This window comes from Candidatus Pantoea persica (assembly GCF_013753875.1).
Classification (GTDB): Bacteria; Pseudomonadota; Gammaproteobacteria; order Enterobacterales; family Enterobacteriaceae; genus Pantoea; species Pantoea persica.
This window is the reverse complement of sequence record NZ_SMDS01000018.1, coordinates 250,890-271,963: the sequence shown is the minus strand read 5'-3', so window position 1 is coordinate 271,963 and position 21,074 is coordinate 250,890. Positions and strand designations below refer to the sequence as shown.

General features: G+C 58.7%; 13 protein-coding genes and 5 pseudogenes. 8 read left to right on the top strand and 10 right to left on the bottom strand.

Features of this window, described 5'->3' with window-relative positions; translation table 11 throughout:
• Positions 1–23: 23 nt before the first annotated feature.
• Positions 24–1,937: pseudogene (locus tag EIO60_RS10265) on the bottom strand (bifunctional 2',3'-cyclic-nucleotide 2'-phosphodiesterase/3'-nucleotidase).
• Positions 1,938–2,204: 267 nt separating this feature from the next.
• On the opposite strand from EIO60_RS10265, the gene cysQ reads away from it, so the two are divergent.
• Positions 2,205–2,945 carry a 3'(2'),5'-bisphosphate nucleotidase CysQ gene (gene cysQ, locus EIO60_RS10260; protein WP_258576721.1) on the top strand — a complete coding sequence of 247 codons (741 nt, stop codon included), beginning with the start codon at positions 2,205–2,207 and terminating at the stop codon, positions 2,943–2,945.
• Positions 2,946–3,002: 57 nt separating this feature from the next.
• Here cysQ and EIO60_RS10255 read toward each other — a convergent pair.
• Positions 3,003–3,558 (bottom strand): annotated as a pseudogene (locus EIO60_RS10255) (YtfJ family protein).
• Between the two features lie 315 nt (positions 3,559–3,873).
• Here EIO60_RS10255 and EIO60_RS10250 point away from each other — a divergent pair.
• The gene (locus tag EIO60_RS10250) at positions 3,874–4,080 is read left to right on the top strand and encodes a DUF1107 domain-containing protein (RefSeq protein ID WP_258576720.1); all 207 of its coding nucleotides are present in this window, start codon (positions 3,874–3,876) and stop codon (positions 4,078–4,080) included.
• A gap of 32 nt (positions 4,081–4,112) precedes the next feature.
• Here the strand turns inward: EIO60_RS10250 and paeA are convergent, their stop codons facing one another.
• On the bottom strand, positions 4,113–5,435 hold the full coding sequence (paeA, locus tag EIO60_RS10245; protein WP_258576719.1) for a polyamine export protein PaeA: 1,323 nt from the start codon (positions 5,433–5,435) through the stop codon (positions 4,113–4,115).
• A 447-nt stretch (positions 5,436–5,882) separates the two neighbouring features.
• Here paeA and tamA point away from each other — a divergent pair, with 447 nt between their 5' ends.
• Genes tamA through EIO60_RS10230 form a run of 3 tightly spaced genes read left to right on the top strand, consistent with a single transcriptional unit; the run spans position 5,883 to position 11,748 of the window.
• On the top strand, positions 5,883–7,622 hold the full coding sequence (gene tamA / locus EIO60_RS10240) for an autotransporter assembly complex protein TamA (RefSeq protein WP_258576718.1): 1,740 nt from the start codon (positions 5,883–5,885) through the stop codon (positions 7,620–7,622).
• Positions 7,619–11,389 carry an autotransporter assembly complex protein TamB gene (tamB, locus tag EIO60_RS10235; protein ID WP_258576717.1) on the top strand — a complete coding sequence of 1,257 codons (3,771 nt, stop codon included), beginning with the start codon at positions 7,619–7,621 and terminating at the stop codon, positions 11,387–11,389. The genes tamA and tamB overlap by 4 nt, the downstream gene beginning before the upstream one ends.
• A gap of 2 nt (positions 11,390–11,391) precedes the next feature.
• Positions 11,392–11,748: a gamma-glutamylcyclotransferase family protein gene (locus EIO60_RS10230; protein WP_258576716.1), complete on the top strand. Its 357-nt coding sequence runs from the start codon at positions 11,392–11,394 to the stop codon at positions 11,746–11,748.
• A 162-nt stretch (positions 11,749–11,910) separates the two neighbouring features.
• Here EIO60_RS10230 and ppa read toward each other — a convergent pair whose 3' ends face one another.
• The 3 genes from ppa to EIO60_RS10215 form a co-directional block, all read right to left on the bottom strand.
• Positions 11,911–12,441 (bottom strand): inorganic diphosphatase, encoded by a 531-nt coding sequence (gene ppa / locus EIO60_RS10225; RefSeq protein WP_258576715.1) that lies wholly within the window; start codon positions 12,439–12,441, stop codon positions 11,911–11,913.
• Positions 12,442–12,540: 99 nt separating this feature from the next.
• Positions 12,541–12,990 (bottom strand): DUF441 domain-containing protein, encoded by a 450-nt coding sequence (locus tag EIO60_RS10220; RefSeq protein WP_258576714.1) that lies wholly within the window; start codon positions 12,988–12,990, stop codon positions 12,541–12,543.
• 313 nt (positions 12,991–13,303) lie between these two features.
• On the bottom strand, positions 13,304–13,441 hold the full coding sequence (locus tag EIO60_RS10215) for a hypothetical protein (RefSeq protein ID WP_258576713.1): 138 nt from the start codon (positions 13,439–13,441) through the stop codon (positions 13,304–13,306).
• 155 nt (positions 13,442–13,596) lie between these two features.
• Between EIO60_RS10215 and EIO60_RS16170 the strand changes: the two are divergent.
• Positions 13,597–15,091, top strand: a pseudogene (locus EIO60_RS16170) (methyl-accepting chemotaxis protein).
• A gap of 121 nt (positions 15,092–15,212) precedes the next feature.
• Here EIO60_RS16170 and fbp read toward each other — a convergent pair.
• Positions 15,213–16,217: a class 1 fructose-bisphosphatase gene (fbp, locus tag EIO60_RS10185; RefSeq protein ID WP_258576708.1), complete on the bottom strand. Its 1,005-nt coding sequence runs from the start codon at positions 16,215–16,217 to the stop codon at positions 15,213–15,215.
• A gap of 168 nt (positions 16,218–16,385) precedes the next feature.
• Here fbp and mpl point away from each other — a divergent pair.
• A pseudogene (gene mpl / locus EIO60_RS10180) lies at positions 16,386–17,716 on the top strand (UDP-N-acetylmuramate:L-alanyl-gamma-D-glutamyl-meso-diaminopimelate ligase).
• 834 nt (positions 17,717–18,550) lie between these two features.
• Here the strand turns inward: mpl and EIO60_RS16760 are convergent.
• A pseudogene (locus EIO60_RS16760) lies at positions 18,551–18,717 on the bottom strand (dual-action ribosomal maturation protein DarP).
• Between the two features lie 41 nt (positions 18,718–18,758).
• The gene (locus tag EIO60_RS16755; protein WP_374058171.1) at positions 18,759–18,881 is read right to left on the bottom strand and encodes a hypothetical protein; all 123 of its coding nucleotides are present in this window, start codon (positions 18,879–18,881) and stop codon (positions 18,759–18,761) included.
• A 121-nt stretch (positions 18,882–19,002) separates the two neighbouring features.
• On the opposite strand from EIO60_RS16755, the gene pmbA reads away from it, so the two are divergent.
• Positions 19,003–20,343: a metalloprotease PmbA gene (pmbA, locus tag EIO60_RS10170; protein ID WP_258576707.1), complete on the top strand. Its 1,341-nt coding sequence runs from the start codon at positions 19,003–19,005 to the stop codon at positions 20,341–20,343.
• 155 nt (positions 20,344–20,498) lie between these two features.
• On the opposite strand, the gene dolP is transcribed toward pmbA, so the two are convergent.
• Positions 20,499–21,071, bottom strand: a complete 573-nt coding sequence (gene dolP, locus EIO60_RS10165; protein ID WP_258576706.1) for a division/outer membrane stress-associated lipid-binding lipoprotein — start codon at positions 21,069–21,071, stop codon at positions 20,499–20,501.
• Between the last annotated feature and the right edge of the window lie 3 nt (positions 21,072–21,074).

The window sequence follows — 21,074 nt, the reverse complement described above, 5'->3', positions numbered from 1 at the left end:
CGCGGGCTGGCTTTTTTACGCCGCTATTTCTGCCGTAAATCCATTTTCCAGATGGCGAAGCCAATGGTATCGCTGCCCGCAGGCTGCATTGGGTACTGCGTATGGCTGCGGATAAAGGCGTCCGCCTTCTCGCCTGGCGCGGTCTCGAAGCGGATATCCAGCGGCGCGTCGGCAGCGATCGGCGCCAGCCGCCAGTTATTGTCCGCCTGCGGCCGCACCTCGCCGTGCTTTTTCGTTTCCGCACCGATATAGGCGGCGACGATGGCGCGGTTTTCATCCGGCGAGGCGAAGGCGATAAACTTATCGCCGGTGCCGGCGAATTTGCCGCCGTAGGCGCGGTAGTTATTGGTGGAGGAAGGTAGCGTCGACCGGCTTGCCCTGCTAGGTCAGGTTCCTGATGCGCAAGGCGTTGGGGTGGATAAGCTGACACTCGCCATCGTAGCGCGCGGGCTGGGTGATATCGATCTGGTAGTTCACGCCGTCAATCACGTCGAAGTTATAGGTGCAAAAATCCCAGTTGATCAGCGACTGCGGCGCGCGGCTATGGGGGTCGATCTGGTTAAACTGTCCGGTGGAACACTCCAGCCACTCTTTCACCTGCGCGCCGCTGACTTTCATCTCCACCAGCGTATTCGGGTAGATATAGAGGTCAGAGGCGTTGCGGAAGGTCAGCTGCCATTTTTCCACCTCGGTATAGCTGACGGGATCGTTCTTGCGCCTGCCCGCCTTGAGGGACGCGGCGGAGAGCACCGGCAGGCCGCCTAGATCGGTATCGCCCTGAATAAAGCGCTCAACGTAGTCGCGCTGCACGTTATTGACGATCTGCACCAGCGAGAGGTAGCTGTACATCACGTCCGCTGATTTGCCGATCGGCTGCGCCACAAATTCGCGCGTGGCGCGGTGATCCTCCGCCAGCACCTTCACCAGCGCCGCATCCTCCACCGCCAGCGATTTTTTCTGCGCCGCATCGTAAATGGGCCGCGCTTCCGCCTGGCGGTCGCTCACCTGCCAGCGGCCCCCTTCATGAGTCAGCACCAGATCCACCACGCCGAGATGATCGCCCCACATGCCGGGCATCATTGCTGCCACGCCGTTCAGCGTGCCTTTCTCGATATCCGCGCCTTTGATACCGGCGAAATCCTTGCCGGGAAACACCGCGTGCGCATGGCCGAAAAGAATGGCGTCGATGCCCGGCACCTGACTCAGATAGTAAACCGAATTCTCCGCCATCGCCTGGTAAGGCGCGCTGCTCAGACCGGAATGGGGAATGGCGACGATCAGGTCGGCGCCCTGCGCGCGTATCTGCGGCACATAGCGGCGCGCGGTGGCGGTGATATCCTCGACGCGCACCTTGCCCTGCAGGTTCGCCTTGTCCCACACCATAATTTGCGGCGGCGCAAAGCCGATAAAGCCGATCTTCAGCATCTGCGGCTTGCCGTCGCAATCCACCACCTCGATGGGCTTAATCAGAAAGAGGATGAACATCGGCTGGCCGGTGCTGACGTCGATGATATTGGCGTTCACGTAGGGAAAGCGCGCCTCCGCCAGCGCCTTGCGCAAATAGGGCAGGCCGTAGTTGAACTCATGGTTGCCGAGGTTGCCAACGCTGTAGTTGAGGGTATCGAGCGCCTTATAGACGGGATGGATCTCGCCCTGCTGCAGCCCTTTCGCCGCGACATAGTCGCCAAGCGGACTGCCCTGAATGATGTCGCTGTTATCCACCAGCACACTGTTTTTTTGCCTCTTGGCGTGCGGCATAGGTCAGCGACGCGGTGCGCACCAGGCCAAATTTTTCCGTCGGCGCGTCATTTGTAGTAGTCAAAATCCATCATGCTGCTGTTCAGCTCAGTGGTTTCCAGCAGCCGCAGATCGACGGTGGCGGCGTGCAAGGCGGCGGAAAGACTGAGTGCCAGAAGGGTGACGGCTGACTTAAACATGCGTGCTCCTGCTGCAAAACAATAAGTCTCTCAAAGTAATGTAAAAGTGAGATGAATGGTCAGAGGAATGCGTGATGGGTTTAACATTTTGCCGCTCAGCATGGTGGAGAACAAGACGGCATAGCGACAAAGAGCAATCTATGGTATTGATATTTTTATTGTAGGTTGATGTAGCGCAGAGCTGGGCGGTCAGCGCCGCAGCTGCTAAAATTTGATTGGGTGGCGCACGGCTGAATCTTGCGGCTGCCACCTATCAGGAGGTGAAATATGTTAGAGCAAATTTGCCAGCTGGTGCGTGAAGCGGGCAACACCATCATGCTGATTTATGAGAAGGAAGCGCCGATTGACATGTCGCGTAAATCGGACGACTCACCGGTGACCGCCGCGGATATCGCCGCGCACGATATTATCCTGCAGGGGTTAAAGCAGCTGACGCCGGAAGTGCCGGTGTTGTCGGAAGAGGATTCGCCCGACTGGAGCGAGCGGCAGCAGTGGCAGCGCTACTGGCTGGTCGACCCGCTCGACGGCACCAAAGAGTTCATCAAGCGCAACGGCGAGTTCACCGTCAATATCGCTCTGATCGACAAGGGGATACCGGTGCTTGGCGTGGTCTACGCGCCTGCGCTCGACGTACTCTATTGCGCTGCCGACGGCAAAGCCTGGAAAGAAGAGGGCGGCCATAAAATCCAGATCCATGCGCAGGATGCGCGGCCGCCGCTGGTGGTGGTGAGCCGCTCGCACGCCGATGACGAACTCAAAGAGTATCTTCAGCAGATCGGCGAGCATCAGACCGTCGCGACGGGCTCGTCGCTGAAATTCTGTCTGGTGGCGGAGGGCAAAGCGCAGCTCTATCCGCGCTTCGGGCCGACCAATATCTGGGACACCGGCGCGGGACACGCGGTCGCCATCGCGGCCGGCGCCCATGTGAATGACTGGACGGGGAAACCGCTGGATTATGCGCCGCGTGAATCCTTCCTGAATCCGGGCTTCCGCGTGTCGCTGTTCTGACGCATCCGGGAGGCGGCAGCCTCTCGCTCTGCGCTGCGTCAGACGCAGCGCAGAGCCTTATTCCTTCAATAGTGTTCTCGCCAGCGCGATCAGCTGCGTGTTTTCCTGCTGCGTCAGCGCGCCATCCTTCACGAAGCGCACGCGCCCGCCTTTATCCAGCACCACAATCGCCGATCCGGCATCCTCCAGCTGCCAGGCTTTTTTCACGTTGCCTTTGTTGTCGACAGATAAACTGTGACTAGGGATACTGCTTTTTATTGCCCTCGATGCTGCTGCGCACAAACATGCCGGTGCCGGGAATGGCATCGTCGGTATTGACGATGGTGGTGGTCTGATAGCGGTCGTGCGGGAAGCGACCGGCCTTGATCGCCTCTACTACGGCCGCATTTTCCTCTTTGGCGGATGAGCGTCCCACGATGTGCTGAATGACGCGCACCTTGCCTGTCAGCTGCGCGCTGTTCCAGGGCTGATAGCTGAATTCCTCCTGCTGATAACGCAGATCGCCCTTGTCGTTAACGCCGACGGCGGGTACACGCTCGCCCTGTTTCAGGCTGTGGGCGCAGGCAAGTCCAGACAGCAGCGCTAGCGCGAATAGGGCACCGACGAAACGCATTACGATTCTCCTCAGTGATCCGACTAGTTAGTCATTTTCCTGCAATAGTAAGCGGTGATAATGCGCCTGTCTTGTTAAGGTATCGGGTTTGTTATTTATGCCATAATTTCTTAACAAGTTCTGATTTATACTGTGTTCGACGAGAGAGAGAACAGACTATTCTGTAATGCTGTTTCAACTCAGTAAAAAAGTTTAGTTTTCGGAACTTTAACCCCGCTCAGTGTTCTATAGTTTACCGGCACTTTGCGCTTCATAGGCTCGTACCGAACTTGGAAACGGCGAAGCGTATTTATAAATGTACAGGAGTTAAGCAGTATGAAGATCTTCCAACGCTATAATCCAATGCAAATAGCGAAATATGTAAAAACGCTGTTCAAGGGAAGGATGTATATAAAGGATGTGGGCGCGTTTGAGTTCGACAAGGGAAAAGTGTTGATCCCGCGCGTTAAGGACAAACAGCACCTGAGTGTGATGTCCGAAATCAACCGTCAGGTTCTGCGCCTTCAGGCGGAGTTCAACTGACAAAAAGGGCGCCGCTGGCGCCCTCTAATTTTCTACTCTTCCGTGGCTTTCGCCACATTCAGCACCGGCGGACGCTCGTCAATGCGCGTCACCAGCAGCTGGTCGATTCGGTAGCTGTCGATATCCACCACCTCGAACTTGTAGCCGGCAAATTTCACAAAGTCGGTGCGCTTGGGAATTTTACGCAGCGTATACATCATAAAGCCGCCGATGGTTTCGTAGTTTCCCGACTTCGGGAAATCGTCGATATCCAGCACGCGCATCACGTCGTCGATCGGCGTGCCGCCCTCGACCAGCCAGGAGTTTTCGTCGCGCGCCACAATCTGCTCTTCCAAACCCTGGCTCACCAGATCGCCCATCAGCGTGGTCATCACGTCGTTCAGTGTGATGATGCCGACCACCAGCGCATATTCGTTCATGATCACTGCGAAATTTTCGCCGGCGGTTTTAAAGCTCTCCAGCGCTTCGGAGAGCGTCAGCGTATCGGGCACAATCAGCACTGAGCGGATCTGCACGCCGCTGTTGAGCGCCATGCTCTGGTTGCCCAGCACGCGCAGCAGCAGCTCTTTTGAGTCGACGTAGCCGACGATATGGTCGATATCGCCGTCGCACACTAGGAATTTAGAGTGCGGATGCTCGGCGATTTTCGTCTTCAGGGTGTTCTCGTCCTCGCGCAGATCGAACCAGATGACGTTTTCGCGTGAGGTCATGGAAGAGGGCACGGTGCGCGATTCCAGCTCGAAAACGTTCTCAATCAGCTCGTGCTCCTGCTTGCGCAGCACGCCCGCCAGCGCGCCCGCCTCTACCACCGCATAGATATCGTCGGAGGTGATATCGTCTTTACGCACAATTGGCAGCTTAAACACGCGGAAGAAGACGTTCGCTAGGCCGTTGAACAGCCAGACCAGCGGGCTGAACACCAGCAGACAGAAGCGCATCGGGTTGATGATGCGCAGCGCCACCACTTCCGGCGCGATCATGCCGACGCGCTTCGGCGTCAGATCGGCGCACAGGATAAACAGGCTGGTGACGATAACGAAGGAGCAGATAAAGCTGAGCTGTTCAGCGAGCGCCGGCTCCATAAAGCGGATAAACAGGCTGTTGAAGGCGGGAGAAAAAGCCGCGTCGCCGACGATACCTCCGAGAATGGCGACCGCGTTAAGGCAGATTTGCACCACGGTAAAGAAGGTACCGGGCGTTTCCTGCATCTTCAGCACGTGCTGGGCGTTGACGTTACCCTCATCGGCCAGCAGTTTAAGTTTAATCTTGCGGGCGGCCGCCAGCGAGATTTCCGACAGAGAGAAAAAGGCGCTGATAATAATCAGCAGCAGGATGACAAGTAAGCTATCTAACATAGGTTTTCAAAGGGTTATCCACTTGTAATTTTTGGCCTAGGCAGCGCGTGAAGAGCGCGTACCGCTTGTACTCACCTCACCGTCTGGGCTATCCGTGCCAAAAATGTCTGCGCCTTATCGACGCGGCGTGGCCGAATCGGGGCAGGAAAAGAGCAGGCTGCGCCTGCGCCGCTGATTATAGCAGCAGCGCCCTGAAGGCCGCCAGAACAGCCTTTTTGCACAGGTGATCAGATTAATCCGAGTGGCGTGCCTGTTGGCCGCGCAGCGGTTGTATCGCCTCGGGCATTTGCTGACAATGGGCGCTGGCTGGCATTTTAAACGCTTTTTTCGCAGCCGCAGGCCGCTTTCAACGGCTATGATGATGAAAGCGCCGCTGCGATGTTCATATATCTAGGGATATATAAACACCCCGCGGAATAGGGGTCGGTATGATTAACAGGAGTACGCGTGCCACGAATTCACGTTTGTTTTATTGCCTGCCTGCTGGCCTCCGCGTCGGCCGTCGAGGCAGCGAAAGTGCGCCTTCAGGTTGAAGGCTTAACCGGGGATCTCAATAAAAACGTGCGCGCGCACCTCTCGACCATCGACGCCGATGAGGTCTCCAACGATGGCCGCTTCCGCGCGCGCGTCTCAGAAGCGATTCAGCAGGGGCTGAAAGCGATCGGCTACTATGAACCGGATATCGATTTCGAATCGCGTCCTGCGCCGGCAGAAGGCGGCAGGCCGGTGCTGATCGCCCACGTTAAACCCGGCGAGCCGGTTAAAATCGTGGGCAGCACCATTGTACTGGAAGGCGATGCTCTGCGCGATCCCGACTACCGGGCATGGGTGAAACAGGGCACGCCGGCGGTGGGCAGGCAGCTCAACCACGGCGAGTATGGCAAATTCAAGAGCGGCTTCTCTAACCTGGCGCTGCGTAACGGCTATTTCGACGGCGACTTCAAAAAAAGCCAGCTCGGCGTCTCGGTCGAGCGGCGCGAAGCTTTCTGGGATATCGACTACGACAGCGGCCAGCGCTACCGTTTCGGCGACGTCAGCTTCTCCGGCTCGCAGATCCCAGAAGAATACCTGAAGAACCTCGTGCCGTTTAAAAAAGGGGACTACTACAGCTCGCGCGAGCTCGCCGAGCTGAACCGGCGGCTTTCCACCACCGGCTGGTTTAATTCGGTGGTGGTGGCGCCGGAGTTCAATCAGGGGCGTAAAACAAAAGTGCTGCCGCTGAATGCCGCGCTGTCGCCGCGCACCGAAAATACCATCGAAACCGGCGTCGGCTACTCCACCGACGTCGGCCCGCGCCTGAAGGCGACGTGGAAAAAGCCCTGGATCAACGACAGCGGCCATAGCCTGGCGGCCAGCGCCTATATCTCCGCGCCGGAGCAGCAGCTCGATCTCAGTTATAAAGTGCCGCTGTTGAAAAGCCCGCTTGAGCAGTACTACATCTTCACCGGCGGCCTGAAGCGCACCGATCTCAACGACACCAAAGCGGACACCAGCACGCTCGGCGTCTCCCGTTACTGGGAGAACAGCACCGGCTGGCAGAAGGCGATCAACCTGAAATGGAGCCTCGACCACTTTACCCAGGGCAGCGTCACCAACACCACCATGCTGCTCTATCCGGGCGTCAGCCTGAACCGTACCCGCTCGCGCGGCGGCCTGATGCCGACCTGGGGCGATACGCAGCGCTATTCGGTAGACGTCTCCGACACCACCTGGGGCTCCGACGTCGGCTTCCTGCTCCTGAAGGCGCAGAATGTCTGGATCCGCACGCTGGCGGACAAGCACCGCTTTGTGGCGCGCGGCAATCTCGGCTGGATCGAAACCAACAACTTCGAGAAGGTGCCGCCGGATCTGCGCTTCTTCGCTGGTGGCGATCGCAGCATTCGTGGCTACAAAGACAAAGACATTTCTCCACGCGACGAGGACGGCAAGCTGACCGGCGCCTCGAAGCTCGCCACCGGCTCGCTGGAGTATCAGTACAACGTGACCGGCAAGTGGTGGGGCGCGGCGTTTATCGATTCGGGCGAAGCGGTCAACGACATCAAGCAGAGCAATTTTAAAACCGGCGCGGGCTTCGGCGTGCGCTGGGCGTCGCCGGTGGGGCCGATCAAACTGGATATCGCCCGGCCGATCGGCGACAGCGAGGAGCATGGTTTGCAATTCTATATCGGACTGGGGCCTGAACTATGAAGCTATGGAAAAAGGTCCTGATCGGCATCGTGATCTTTATGCTGCTGGGCTGCGTGGCGTTCCTGATCGGCACCACGCCGGGGCTACATCTGGTGCTAAACGGCGCGGCGCGCTGGGTGCCGGGCCTGTCGATCAAACAGGTCGAGGGCGGCTGGCGCAACCTGACCGTCAGCGGGCTGCGCTATGAGATGCCCGGCGTCAGCGTCGACGCTGGCACCTTCCATCTGGCGGTGGATCTCAACTGCCTGCTGCACTCTTCGGTGTGCGTCAATGATATCGCGCTGAAAGACGTCAGCGTGGTGGTGGACAGCAAAAAGATGGCGCCCGCTCAAGAGGCTCCGCCGGAAGAGGAGGGCGGCAGCGGTGATTTCAGCACGCCTTATCCGATTACGCTGCACCATCTTGGCCTGCATAACATCAACGTCAAAATCGACGACACTGCCGTTTCGCTGCTCGACTTCACCACCGGCCTGCAGTGGCGCGAGCGCGCGCTGACGCTCAATCCGATCCATATTCAGAGCCTGCTGGTGGCGCTGCCGAAAGCGGCGCAGGTCGCCAATGAAGAGGTGGTGCAGCCAAAAGTGCAGCAGCCGCAGCCGCAGCCGGATGAGAAGCCGCTGGGCGAAACCCTGCAGGCGATGTTCGCCAAACCGCTGCTACCGGATCTGCCCAATTTTCGCCTGCCGCTCGATATCGAGGTGCAGGAGATCCTCGGCGAACAGCTGCGCCTGACTGGCGGCACCGACATCGCCATCAACCGCCTGCTGCTGAAAGCGAAAAGCGCCGACCGTCGGCTGCAGCTGCAGACGTTGGACGTCGACTCTAACCTCGGCCAGCTTAGCGGCAGCGGCGACGCTACGCTGGCGGGCAACTGGGCGGTGAACTTCACGCTTAACGGCACGGCAAATGTCGATCCGCTGAAAGGGGAGAAGATCAAGCTGGACCTGGGCGGCGCGATGCGCGACGAGCTGAAGCTGGGCCTCAACTTTTCCGGTCCGGTACGCGCCCAGCTCGACGCTGCCACCCAGCTGGCGGTGGCCGGACTGCCGCTGTCGCTGCGTCTCACCAGCCTGCAGCTGCCCTGGCCGCTCACCGGCGCGGTGCAGTACCAGGCGGACGATCTCGACTACCGGTTCACAGGCAAAGTCACTGACTACGCCATGTCGCTGCGCACCGCGGTGAAGAGCGACAGCGTGCCGCCTGCCACGATAGCGCTGGACGGCAAAGGCAACGTCGAGCAGTTCTCCCTCGACAAGCTGCGCATCGGCGTGCTGCAGGGCAATATCGATCTCACGGCGCTGCTGGACTGGAGTAAGGCGATCAGCTGGCGCAGCGAGCTGACGCTCTCCGGCATCAACACCGCGCGCCAGTATCCCGACTGGCCGGCGAAGCTGGACGGCAAAATCGCCACGCGCGGCAGCCTCTATGGCGGCAGCTGGCAGGTGAGCGTGCCGCAGCTGCAGCTCAAGGGCAACGTCAAACAGAACGCGGTCAGTGCCGACGGCTCGCTCAGGGGCAACAGCTACAACCAGTGGGATATTCCCGGCGTGCACATCGTGCTGGGCCGCAATAATCTGGACGTGAAAGGCGTGCTGGGCGATACGCTTAACCTCGACGCCACCATCGACGCGCCGCATCTCGACAACACTCTGCCGGGGCTGGGCGGCTTCGTCAAAGGCACCCTCAAGGCGCGCGGCACGATGCAGGCGCCGCAGCTGCTGGCCGATCTCAACGCCACCGGTCTGCGCTGGCAGCAGCTGCAAATCCGCCGCGTCACGCTGGAGGGCGACGTGCGCTCCAACGATCAGGTGGACGGGAAGCTGCAGCTGCGCGTCGAGCAGCTGCAGCAGGACGCGCTCAAGATCAGCCTGCTGACGCTCAATGCCGACGGTAATGAAAAAGCGCATCAGCTGAAACTTAACGTTCAGGGCGAGCCGGTCTCCGGCCAGCTGGCGCTCAACGGCAGCTTCGATCGCCAGCAGCAGCGCTGGCAGGGTACGCTTAACAATACGCGCTTTGACACGCCGGTGGGCGAATTGCGTCTGACGCGCGCGATGGCGATCGACTACCTCAACGCGGAGCAGACCGCCACCATTGGCCCGCACTGCTGGCAGAACCCCAACGCGCAGCTCTGCGTGTCGGAGCCGGTAGAGGCGGGGTCAAGCGGTCACGCGCACGTCACCCTGAACCGCTTCGACCTGACGATGATCAAGCCGTTCCTGCCGGATGAAACCCAGCTGGCGGGCGTCTTCAGCGGCGACGCGCGCGTCAACTGGACGGCGGATGGGGCGCTGCCGACCGGCACCCTCTCGCTGAAGGGCAACAGCGTCAAGGTGCGGCAGGATGTGCAGGGCAACACGTTGCCCATCGACTTCAGCACCCTGAACCTCAACGCGGCGCTGCACAACGGAAGGGCCGATCTCGACTGGCTGATCCGCATCGCCAACAACGGCCAGCTCGACGGCAACGTGCAGATCAGCGATCTGCAGAATCGCCGCACGCTGGGCGGCAACGTCAATATCCGCAACATCTCGCTGGCGATGATCAATCCGGCGCTGATGCAGGGCGAGCAGATCAAGGGCAACCTCAACAGTAGCCTGCGGCTCGGCGGCAGCGTGAAGCAGCCGCAGGTCTTCGGCCAGCTGGGGCTGCAGGGCGTCGACGTTGACGGCAACTTTATGCCGGTCGATCTCACCGCCGCGAACCTTAATATGGTGTTCAACGGCATGAGCTCGACGCTTAACGGCCAGGTGCAGACCGCGCAGGGCAACATTAACCTCAACGGCAACGCCGACTGGAGCCAGCTCGACAACTGGCGCGCGCGCATCGCGGCGCAGGGCAGCCGTGTGCGCGTCACCGTGCCGCCGATGGTGCGCATGGATGTCTCGCCGGATCTGGTGTTTGAGGCGACGCCGGCGGTGTTCAGCCTCGACGGCGGCGTCGATGTGCCCTGGGCGCGCATTACGGTGCAGGAGGTGCCGGAGAGCGCCACCGGCGTCTCGTCGGACGAGGTGCTGCTGGATAACAATCTGCAGCCGATTCAGCCGAAAAGCGCCGCCAGCCCGATCAACAGCAATCTAGTGATCCACGTCGGCAACGACGTGCGTCTCTCCGCCTTCGGCCTGAAGGCGAAGTTGAACGGCGACCTGAAGGTGGTGCAGGATAAAACCGGACTGGGCCTCAATGGCCAGATTAATATCCCCTCCGGCCGCTTCCACACCTACGGGCAGAATCTGATCGTGCGCAAAGGCGAGCTGCAGTTCGCCGGGCCGCCGGATCAGCCCTATATCAATCTGGAGGCGATCCGTAATCCCGAGGCGACAGAGGATGACGTGACAGCGGGCCTGCGCGTCACCGGGCTGGCGGACGAGTCGAAGGTCGAGGTCTTCTCCGATCCGGCGATGTCGCAGCAGGAGACGCTCTCCTATCTGCTGCGCGGTCAGGGACTGGACAGCGACGGCGACAGCAACGCATTAACCTCCGCGTTAATCGGGCTGGGGGTTGCACAAAGTGGGCAGGTTGTGGGTAAAATCGGTGGGACATTCGGCGTCAGCAATCTTGCTCTTGACACCACCGGCGTTGGCGACAGCCAACAGGTGCAGGTCAGCGGCTATGTGTTGCCGGGTCTACAAGTAAAATATGGTGTCGGCATTTTCGATTCACTGGCGACCTTAACCTTGCGTTATCGCCTGATGCCCAAGCTCTATTTGGAAGCCGTATCCGGTGTGGATCAGGCTCTTGATTTGCTCTATCAGTTCGAGTTTTAGCAATGCGAATAATTGTCTACGGCAGTTTACGGCGCAAACAGGGAAACAGTCACTGGATGACGAATGCGCAATGGCTGGGGGATATGCAGATTGAGGGCTTTGCGCTCTACAGTCTCGGCTATTATCCGGGCGTTATCCCAGGCGAAGGAACCGTCTATTGTGAGGTTTACCGCATCGACGCCACCACGCTGGCCGAGCTGGATGTGCTGCACACTAAAGGTGGCGAATACAAGCGCCAGCTGATGCAGACGCCCTGGGGCAGCGCCTGGCTCTATATGTACCAGCGTCCGGTAAAAGGGCGCGAGCGCATCGCTAGCGGTGACTGGCTGCGGCGCGACGATCCTCCGTCAGACGCATAAACAACACCACCATCCAGCTGGACAGTGTTTTTTTGTCTGTTACTCAGGGGTGGGGCCGGCACAGAGGCCGCTTTTGCGATCGGACAACATCACCCCAACACGCCTGCTGCGCAGAAACAAAAACACCGTCCTCTGGACGGTGTTTTTTGAACAACTGCGGGCTTATTTCTTCTGCGCGCGGTCGAAAGAGGCAACGATTTCCGCTTTAGCGGCTTTGGCGTTGTCCCAGCCGTCAACCTTCACCCATTTGCCTTTTTCCAGATCTTTGTAGTGCTCGAAAAAGTGAGTGATCTGCGCGCGCAGCAGTTCCGGTAGGTCGTTCACATCTTTGATGTGATCGTACTCTTTGGTCAGCTTGGTGTGCGGCACAGCGACGACTTTCGCGTCGTGACCAGACTCGTCGGTCATTTTCAGCACGCCAACCGGACGGCAGCAGATAACGACGCCTGGCTGCAGCGGGTACGGGGTCGGAACCAGCACGTCAACCGGATCGCCATCCAGCGACAGCGTGTGGTTGATATAGCCGTAGTTACACGGATAGAACATCGCCGTAGATATGAAACGGTCTACGAACAGGGCGCCAGACTCTTTGTCGACTTCGTATTTGATCGGATCGGCATTGGCCGGAATCTCAATGACAACGTAGATATCTTCTGGCAGTTCTTTACCTGCAGGCACCTGGTTCAAACTCATCGGGCATTCCTTCAATAGTCATATGGTGAGTGTCGGCTATTATAGCCAACTGACACTGAAAGTATGCCCCCTTTTTGACCTTTCGGATTGCTCCACGCCTTACTTCGCTGCGACAAACAGAGAGACGATCCCCGCAGCAATCAGCGGTCCGACCGGCACACCGCGGAAGAAAGCGACGCCGATAACCGTACCGATTAACAGGCCGCCAATCACTGACGGCTGAACGCTCATAAAGTTGACGCCGCGCCCGCCCAGCCAGGCGACGAAAATCCCGACCACAATCGCCACGATCGACTGCCAGTTGGCGAAAGATTTCAGTAGCGACGCGGCGGGTAGCGAACCGCTGGCGAGCGGCGCCATCACCGCCACCGTCAGGATAATAATGCCGAGCTGGATACCCTGCTTCTCCACGTAAGGAAAGAAGTGCGACATCGGGGTAAGCTTGATCGCCAGCAGGATCAGAATAGAGATGGTGACGGCGCTGTTGTGGACGAAATGGCTGAGGAGCACAAAGCAGACAAGGATAAAGGTGGAGGCATAGGCAGCCATAAATTCTCCCTGAAAATGGATGAAGGCGCCGGCAGTCGCCGGCGCGTAAGCAATATTGCCGCCCCCATTTATCAACAATCCGCGCCGCTGGCGCAACTCCCTTCACGCAGCGACTGCAGCATCAGCGTCTGATTGCGCACCAGCGCGACGCGCTGCGCGGCGACGGAGACCTGCGCCAGCGTGCCCTGGGTATGGGCGAAGTAGGCGGCGCTCGCCGCCTGCCAGCTGTCGCGGTAGGCGAGCCACTGACGCTGCGCGCTGCGGCGCGCCGCTGAGGGGTTTCATCAGCTGCTGATACTGCGCATTTATCGCCTTATCCCAGGTGCTGCTGGCGGTGCAGGTAGTAATCGGTCATCGCCAGCGTGGACACCGCGCCGTCGATGGGATCCTCCTGCGCCAGCGTTGGGAGACTCAGCAGCAGGTCCGCCGTTGCAATACACATTTTCATCATTGCCCTCCTGTCTGAAAAAAGATTAAGCATGGGTGATGGTCAGGGAAATGACCATCAGACGCGATAAAGTTTCCCCTCGTAACTGCCGGTAACTTGTACGTTTTAGGGCTGCTGGATTCTCTGCCTTTATATGCAAACGGAAAAACAACATCATGATGAATAAGCTCTCACTACGCACTAGGTTATTAGCTTACTCGCTTTTATGACGTTGCTGCTGCTGGCGGTCAGCGTGATGGGCATTGTGGCCATTAACAAGGGAAATTGTTCGCTGGATGTGATCAACCGCATCCAGGGCATCGAGCTTAACGCGCTCTACCAGAGCAACGGAGATCTGATGCGCGCGCGCCACTGCCGCGCTGGCGGTGCGCAAAATCGAGATCGGCCTGCTGGATGAGGGGGCCGCCTCGACAAAGCAGGCTCTGGCAGACGTGCAGGCGTCACATCGCAGCATGAAGGTGTTCGTCGACGCCGGCACGGTCACCGCGTACGGCAAACAGATGGCCGACGTCATCGTCGCCAGCTATAACGCCTATCTGGCGCAGGGCATCAATCCGATGATGGACGCGCTGGCAAAGCAGTACACCGACGAATACTACAGCGTGCTGGAGGGTAAACTGGCTGCGCTGGCCACCACCTACAGCGGCGCGGTGGATGCCTTCGGCAGCTATGCCGACCAGGTGACGGAGAAGCAGCTGGCGCAGGCGGCCTAGAACGAGACGCTGATGAAGGCGCTGATCGCGCTGGCGTGGCTGCTGCCGCTCAACCGCGCCGTCGCGCATCATGGAGCAGGTCTCGGCGGGCGATCTGTCGCAGACGCTGCCGCCCGCCGGCGACAACGAGCTGGGCCGTCTCAACTGCGCCTTAGGCGAGATGCAGCAGGCGCTGCGCGCGCAGGTCAGCCAGGTGCGCGAAGCGAGCCTGCAGATCGACGTTGGCAGCCGCGAGCTGGCGGCTGCCAACGTTCATCTCTCGCAGCGCACCGAAGAGTCGGGCGCCTCGCTGGAGCAGACGGCGTCCAGCATGGAGCAGCTTACCGCCACGGTGCGTCTCAACGCCGCCAACGCGCAGCAGGCGCATACGCTGGCGAACAGCGTCTCCGAAACCGCCGATCGCGGCGCGCGGAGGTGGTGAACTACGTGATGGAGAAGATACGCGAAATTACCGACAGCGCCAACCGCATCGGCGAAATTCTCGGTGTCATCGACGGCATCGCCTTCCAGACCAATATCTTGGCGCTCAGTGCCTCGGTAGAGGCGGCGCGCGCGGGCGAGCAGGGGCGCGGCTTCGCCATGGTGGCAAACGAAGTGCGCACACTGGAGCAGCACCAACCCGGCGAAAGAGATTCGCGGCCTGATCGCGGCGTCGCAGACGCGGGTTAAAGAGGGCAGCGAGATGGCGACGCGCGCGGGTGAAACCATGGATGAGATCGCCGGCGAAGTGATGCGCGTTACCACGCTGATGAAGGAGATTTCGCTGGTGTCGGACGAGCAGAGCCGCGGCATCGAGCAGGTCAATCTGGCGGTCACGCAGATGGATGAGGTGGCGCAGCAGAACGTGGCGCTGGTAGAGCAGGCGACGGCGGCCACCCAGTCGCTGGAGGCGCAGCATCTGCAGTCCACGATGTCGCTGTTCCGGCTGGAAACGGCATAAAAGAAAAGGGCTCGATCGTCGCGCCCTTTTCAGCTGTGGCAGAGTGCCGGCGAGTAAACTGGCCCGATCGCCAGCGGGCGAAAAACGGCCTTTTGCTTGTCTGTCAGCACTGTTCGCTGCGTTATTTCGCGGTGTCCGGGTATTCGCGCAGGAAGCGCTCCACGTCGTCCACCATCGCGTCGTTGCCGCAGAAGAACGGGCAGCGCTGGTGCAGTGTTTCCGGCTGGATATCGAGAATACGGTTGGCGCCGTCGCTCGCCTTGCCGCCCGCCTGCTCGGCGAGAAACGCCATCGGGTTGCACTCATAGAGCAAACGCAGCTTGCCGTTCGGGTGGCTGGCGGTGCTCGGGTAGAGGTAGATGCCGCCCTTCAGCAGGTTGCGGTGGAAGTCCGCTACCAGTGAGCCGATATAGCGCGAGGTATAAGGACGGTGCGTCGCATGATCCTCTTCCTGGCAGAACTTCAGGTATTTCTTCACGCCCTGCGGGAAACGGATATAGTTGCCTTCGTTAATGGAGTAGGTGTAGCCCTTTTCCGGGAAGGTCATTCGCTCGTGGCTCAGGCAGAAAACGCCCAGTGAAGGATCGTAGGTAAAGGCATGTACGCCGCAGCCTGTGGTGTAGACCATCATGGTCGAGGAGCCATAGACCACGTAGCCCGCCGCGACCTGCTTATGGCCCGGCTGTATAAAGTCCGCTTCAGTCAACGGGGTGCTCGGCGCGCTGACGCGATGATAGATAGAGAATATGGTGCCAACAGAGACGTTAACGTCGATATTGGAGGAGCCGTCGAGCGGGTCCATCAATACCACATATTTACCGTGCTCCACTCCTTCGAAGATAACGAATTCGTCTTCTTCTTCCGATGCGATCCCTGCCACGATGCCGCGCGCTTTCAGCGCCGCTTTCAGTTTCTCGCTCGCGAACAGATCCAGCTTCATCTGCTGTTCGCCCTGAACGTTTTCAACGCCGCTGGCGCCGAGAATATCCACTAGTCCGGCTTTGTTGATGTCGCGATGGATAATTTTCGCGCCCAGCTTGATAGCGGAAATCAGCGCCGTCAGTTCACCTGTTGCGTGAGGAAAGTCGTGCTGTTTCTTGACGATAAATTCGCCTAACGTTTTCATAACACATTCCCTGAATCTTCGATGGAGTGGCAGCCTGCCTGGCAAACCGCCAACGTTTGCGTACGCAGTTTAGCCGATTGAACTTCAAAAACCATAATCCTAATCCGTTTCTTAAGTCTGCGAGCAGGGTTACACTGTGCGCCGAACTTTTGAGTAATTGATCTCGTTATGCGCATTGATATCCCTGGGATTTGCGGCACCTTTATGGGCGGCCTGGCGATGCTGGCCCGTTCGCTCGGCTACCAGGTTACTGGCTCGGACGCCAACGTCAACCCGTCGATGAGTACGCTGCTCGAACAGCAGGGCATCGAGTTAACTGAGGGCTACGACGCCTCACAGCTCGATCCCGCTCCGGATCTCGTTATCATCGGTAATGCGATGACGCGCGGCAACCCCTGCGTAGAGGCGGTGCTGGAGCGCAACATTCCCTATCTTTCCGGCCCGCAGTGGCTGCATGACTTCGTGTTGCGCAATCGCTTGGTGGTGGCGGTAGCAGGAACGCATGGCAAAACAACCACTTCGGGTATGGTTGCTTGGATTCTGGAGTCGTGCGGCCTGGAGCCTAACTTTATCATAGGTGGGGTGCCGGGCAATTTCGACGTCTCGGCAAAATTAGGAAAAAGTTCATTCTTTGTGATTGAGGCGGATGAGTATGACTGCGCCTTCTTCGACAAGCGCTCCAAATTCGGTCACTACTGCCCGCGCACGCTGATCCTCAATAACCTTGAGTTCGATCATGCAGACATATTCGACGATCTGCGCGCCATCCAGAAGCAGTTTCACCATCTGGTGCACATCAGTGCCGGGCCAGGGCAAGATCCTGCTGCCGGAGCACGATCACAGCATCCGGCAGGCGATGACCATGGTCTGCTGGAGCGAGCAGGAGAGCGTCGGCAACGACGGTCGCTGGCAGGCGAAGAAGCTGCTGCCGGACGCGTCGCGCTGGGAAGTGCTGCTCGACGGCGAGCGCGTCGGTGAAGTGAACTGGTCGCTGATGGGCGAGCACAACATGCACAACGGCCTGATGGCGATCGCCGCCGCGCGCCACGTCAGCGTCAGGCCGGAGGACGTGGCGCAGGCTCTGGACAGCTTTATCAACGCGAGCCGCCGTCTGGAGCTGCGCGGCGAGGTAAATGGCATCAAGGTCTATGACGACTTCGCCCACCACCCGACGGCAATTCTGGCGACCCTCACCGCGCTGCGCAACAAGGTCGGCGGCTGCACCCGCATCCTTACGGTGCTGGATGCCGCGCTCCAACACCATGAAGATGGGCGTCAGAAAAAACGACCTGGCGCCATCGCTGGCGCGCGCGGATGAGGTGTCCCTGTTCCAGCCGCACTATATTCCGTGGCAGGTTTCCGACGTCGCCGATGCCTGCATTCCGCCGGCGCACTGGAGCGCCGATATCGACGCGCTGGTGGAGATTGTGGCGAAAGCCGCCCAGCCGGGGGACTCGATCCTAATGATGAGCAACGGCGGCTTCGGCGGAATTCATTAGAAGCTGCTGGATCGTCTGGTGTAATGGCCTGTGCGCCGGCTGTCGGGCGCACGCTTTCCTTCTTCAGTTTTGCCTTCAGACCCGCTTACCGCCCGCTAAAAAGCGCGATATATTTTTGAAATCGATCCTGACACTGCCAAAATTCTTCTGATCCTGTCAAAAACAAAAAGGATTGGTGTCAGTATAATTTTTATCATAGGTGCTGTTGCCATATATAAGAAATAAAAAGCTTTCCCGTTAATTAAATAAGTAACACGTGTTTATCAGGCAGTATTTCTTATTTTGGTTTGGCATTTAAATAGAATTTAATAACACGGTAAAGGAAGAGTAATAAGTCTGATTATTATTTTTCTGCTGCCTTGTTATCATCAATAAGGATGTTGTTATGGAAAAGAGTAAATTATTTCAACCCTCTCTCGGCCTCACGCTGCTTCTGGGTTCAACCGCCGCGCGGGCGACCGCATCTGTGGACTACCGCCTGCGCGACCGTACGTACTATGACAAGCTCGGGTTAAGCACCACCCTGCCGCAGGATATGTTTATTGGCGTCGGGACGAAATTTAAAACCGGCGGCACCGATCCCAAAGACAAATTTTATAATGACACCGTATTAAACGTGGTTGAAGTCACCTTCCTGAAATTCTACCACAGGGGAAACTGGGCGCTGTCGCCCTTTATTCAGCCGGAATTTAACTCCGCGCGAACCGAATGGATATTCGGCTTCGCGCCTTGGTATAAAATTAACGATAGCTGGTATCTTGGCGGACTTTGTCGTCTGGAGCTGACCGACTACGCGCATGAAGAAAAATGCGATACCGGCGGCATCGATTATTGCTATTGGCGGTTTTTCAGCTTATCCAGCGCCTGGCGAATCGGTTCGACGTCGCGGGCGCGCAGCATTTTGCTAATCAGCTGCAGCTGGCGGCGGCCCCCTCTTTCTTGATGCGCTGCGCCAGCTCAATGGCGGCCAGCAGCTCTTCGTTCAGCGGGATCTTCTCCAGGGCGTTCTTGCCCAGATCGAAAAGTTCGGCACCCAGGCGTTTCAGCTCTTCAGCGTCTCAGCGTCGCGTTTAATTTCGCTTTTACTGACCCAGATAATCTCTTCGTCTACTTCTTCCTGATTATCCGGTACATCGTCGAGCCACTCATCGGGCTGTTTGGTCATTTTCTAGGCTCTCCTAAAAAAAAAAAGAGGCTAATCCTATCAGTTTATCGAGTGACTGCGAAATTGTTCTCTGACTCTGATAGACTCAAAACTTTCATACATAAGATTAGACGGCAGGCCGATGAACGTATCTACTCAGGTTGCAGAACAGCGAAAAGTGTTGGAACAGGTAGTCGAGCAGGCGCTGGATCTGGCAAAAGCCAGCACCGACGGCGCGGAAGTGGCAGTGACCAAAACCACCGGAATCGGCGTCAGCACCCGCTACGGCGAAGTGGAGAACGTCGAGTTCAATAGCGACGGCGCGCTCGGCATTACCGTTTATCACCAGAACCGCAAAGGCAGCGCCTCATCGACCGATCTCAGCCCTGAAGCGATTAAATGCACCGTGCAGGCAGCGATCGACATCGCGCGCTACACCTCTGCCGATCCTTATGCTGCGCCGGCAGAGGTGGATCTGCTGGCGTTCGACGCGCCTGATCTCGATCTCTACCATCCGTGGGAAATCGACGCCGATCGCGCCATCGAGCTGGCCGCGCAGGCGGAGCAGGCGTCGCTGAAGGCGGATTCGCGCATCACCAATACCGAAGGCGGCAGCTTTAACAGCCACGTCGGCATCAAGGTGTTCGGCAACAGCCACGGCATGCTGCAGAGCTACTGTTCCAGCCGCCATTCGCTCTCCAGCTGCGTGATCGCCGAGCAGGACGGCAATATGGAGCGCGACTACGCCTATACAATCGGACGCGCCTTTGACGATCTGCAAAGCCCCGACTGGGTCGGCGAAGAGTGCGCACGCCGCGTGCTGTCGCGCCTGGCGCCGCGCAAGCTCTCTACCATGAAAGCGCCGGTGATCTTCGCGCCGGAAGTGGCCACCGGCCTGTTCGGCCACCTGGTCGGCGCCATCAGCGGCAGCAGCGTCTACCGCAAATCCACTTTCCTGCTGGACGCGCTCGGTCAGCAGATCCTGCCGGAGTGGCTCACCATTCAGGAGCAGCCGCACCTGCGCAAGGGTCTGGCCTCCACGCCGTTCGACAGCGAAGGGGTACGCACCCAGGCGCGCGACATTATTAAAGATGGTGTGCTGCAAACCTGGCTGCTGACCAGCTACTCGGCGCGCAAGCTGGGCCTGAAAAGCACCGGCCATGCGGGCGGCATTCACAACTGGCGCATCGCAGGCCAGGGCAGCAGCTTTGACGATCTGCTGAAGCAGATGGGAAGCGGCCTGGTGGTCACCGAGCTAATGGGTCAGGGCGTCAGCGCCATCACCGGCGACTATTCGCGCGGCGCGGCAGGTTACTGGGTAGAAAACGGCGAGATCCAGTATCCTGTGAGTGAGATCACTATTGCAGGAAATCTCAAGGATATGTGGCGCAATATCGTTACGATTGGTAACGACATTGAAACCCGCAGCAACATACAATGCGGTTCGGTGCTGCTGCCAGAAATGAAAATCGCCGGCCAATAAACACACTCGCTTCCTGAAAGCAGCCGCTCTGGCTGCTTTTTTTTTGCCCAATATAGCGCGGCGACGGGGCCTTTGTAGAAACCGACGGAGTCAGGCTATTGACGGGGCCTTATAACGAAAGGGCGGCCTGGGCCGCCCTTTTTGCTTTTTGCCGCTTACTTCAGCAGAGTAAAGGCGGTCGTGACGTGCTTCACGCCGCTGACCCGGCTGGCGATATCGGCCGCCGCTGTCGCCTCTTGCTGTGTCACCAGACCCAGCAGAAACACTTCGCCATTCTCGGTGCTTACCTTAACATTGGACGATTTCACCTGGTCGCTGCCCAGCAGCTGCGAGAGGATTTTTGTGGTGATCCAGGTGTCCGAAGAGGAGGTGCCGAGGCTCACTTTCTGACCGATGCGGATTTCATTATAGACTTCAGTCGCGCCGTCCACGCCCGTGGCGATCTGTTTGGCGCGACTGGCGATATCCTGCGACGGCGCTTGGCCGGTCAGCAGCACCTTGCCCTGATAGGCAGTGGCGATAATGCGCGCGTCGGTTTTGATCTGCTGATCTTTCGCCAGCGCGTTGCTGACGCGCAGCTCCAGCGTGCCGTCGTCTACCTGCGTACCGACGGTGCGCGGATCGGTGGCTGTTTTGGTGGCAACAGCCGCGCCGCCGGCAACGACCGCGACGCAGCCCTGCAGCAGCATGGCGGTTAACAGGATGGCGACAGCGTTCAATGCTTTCATGGT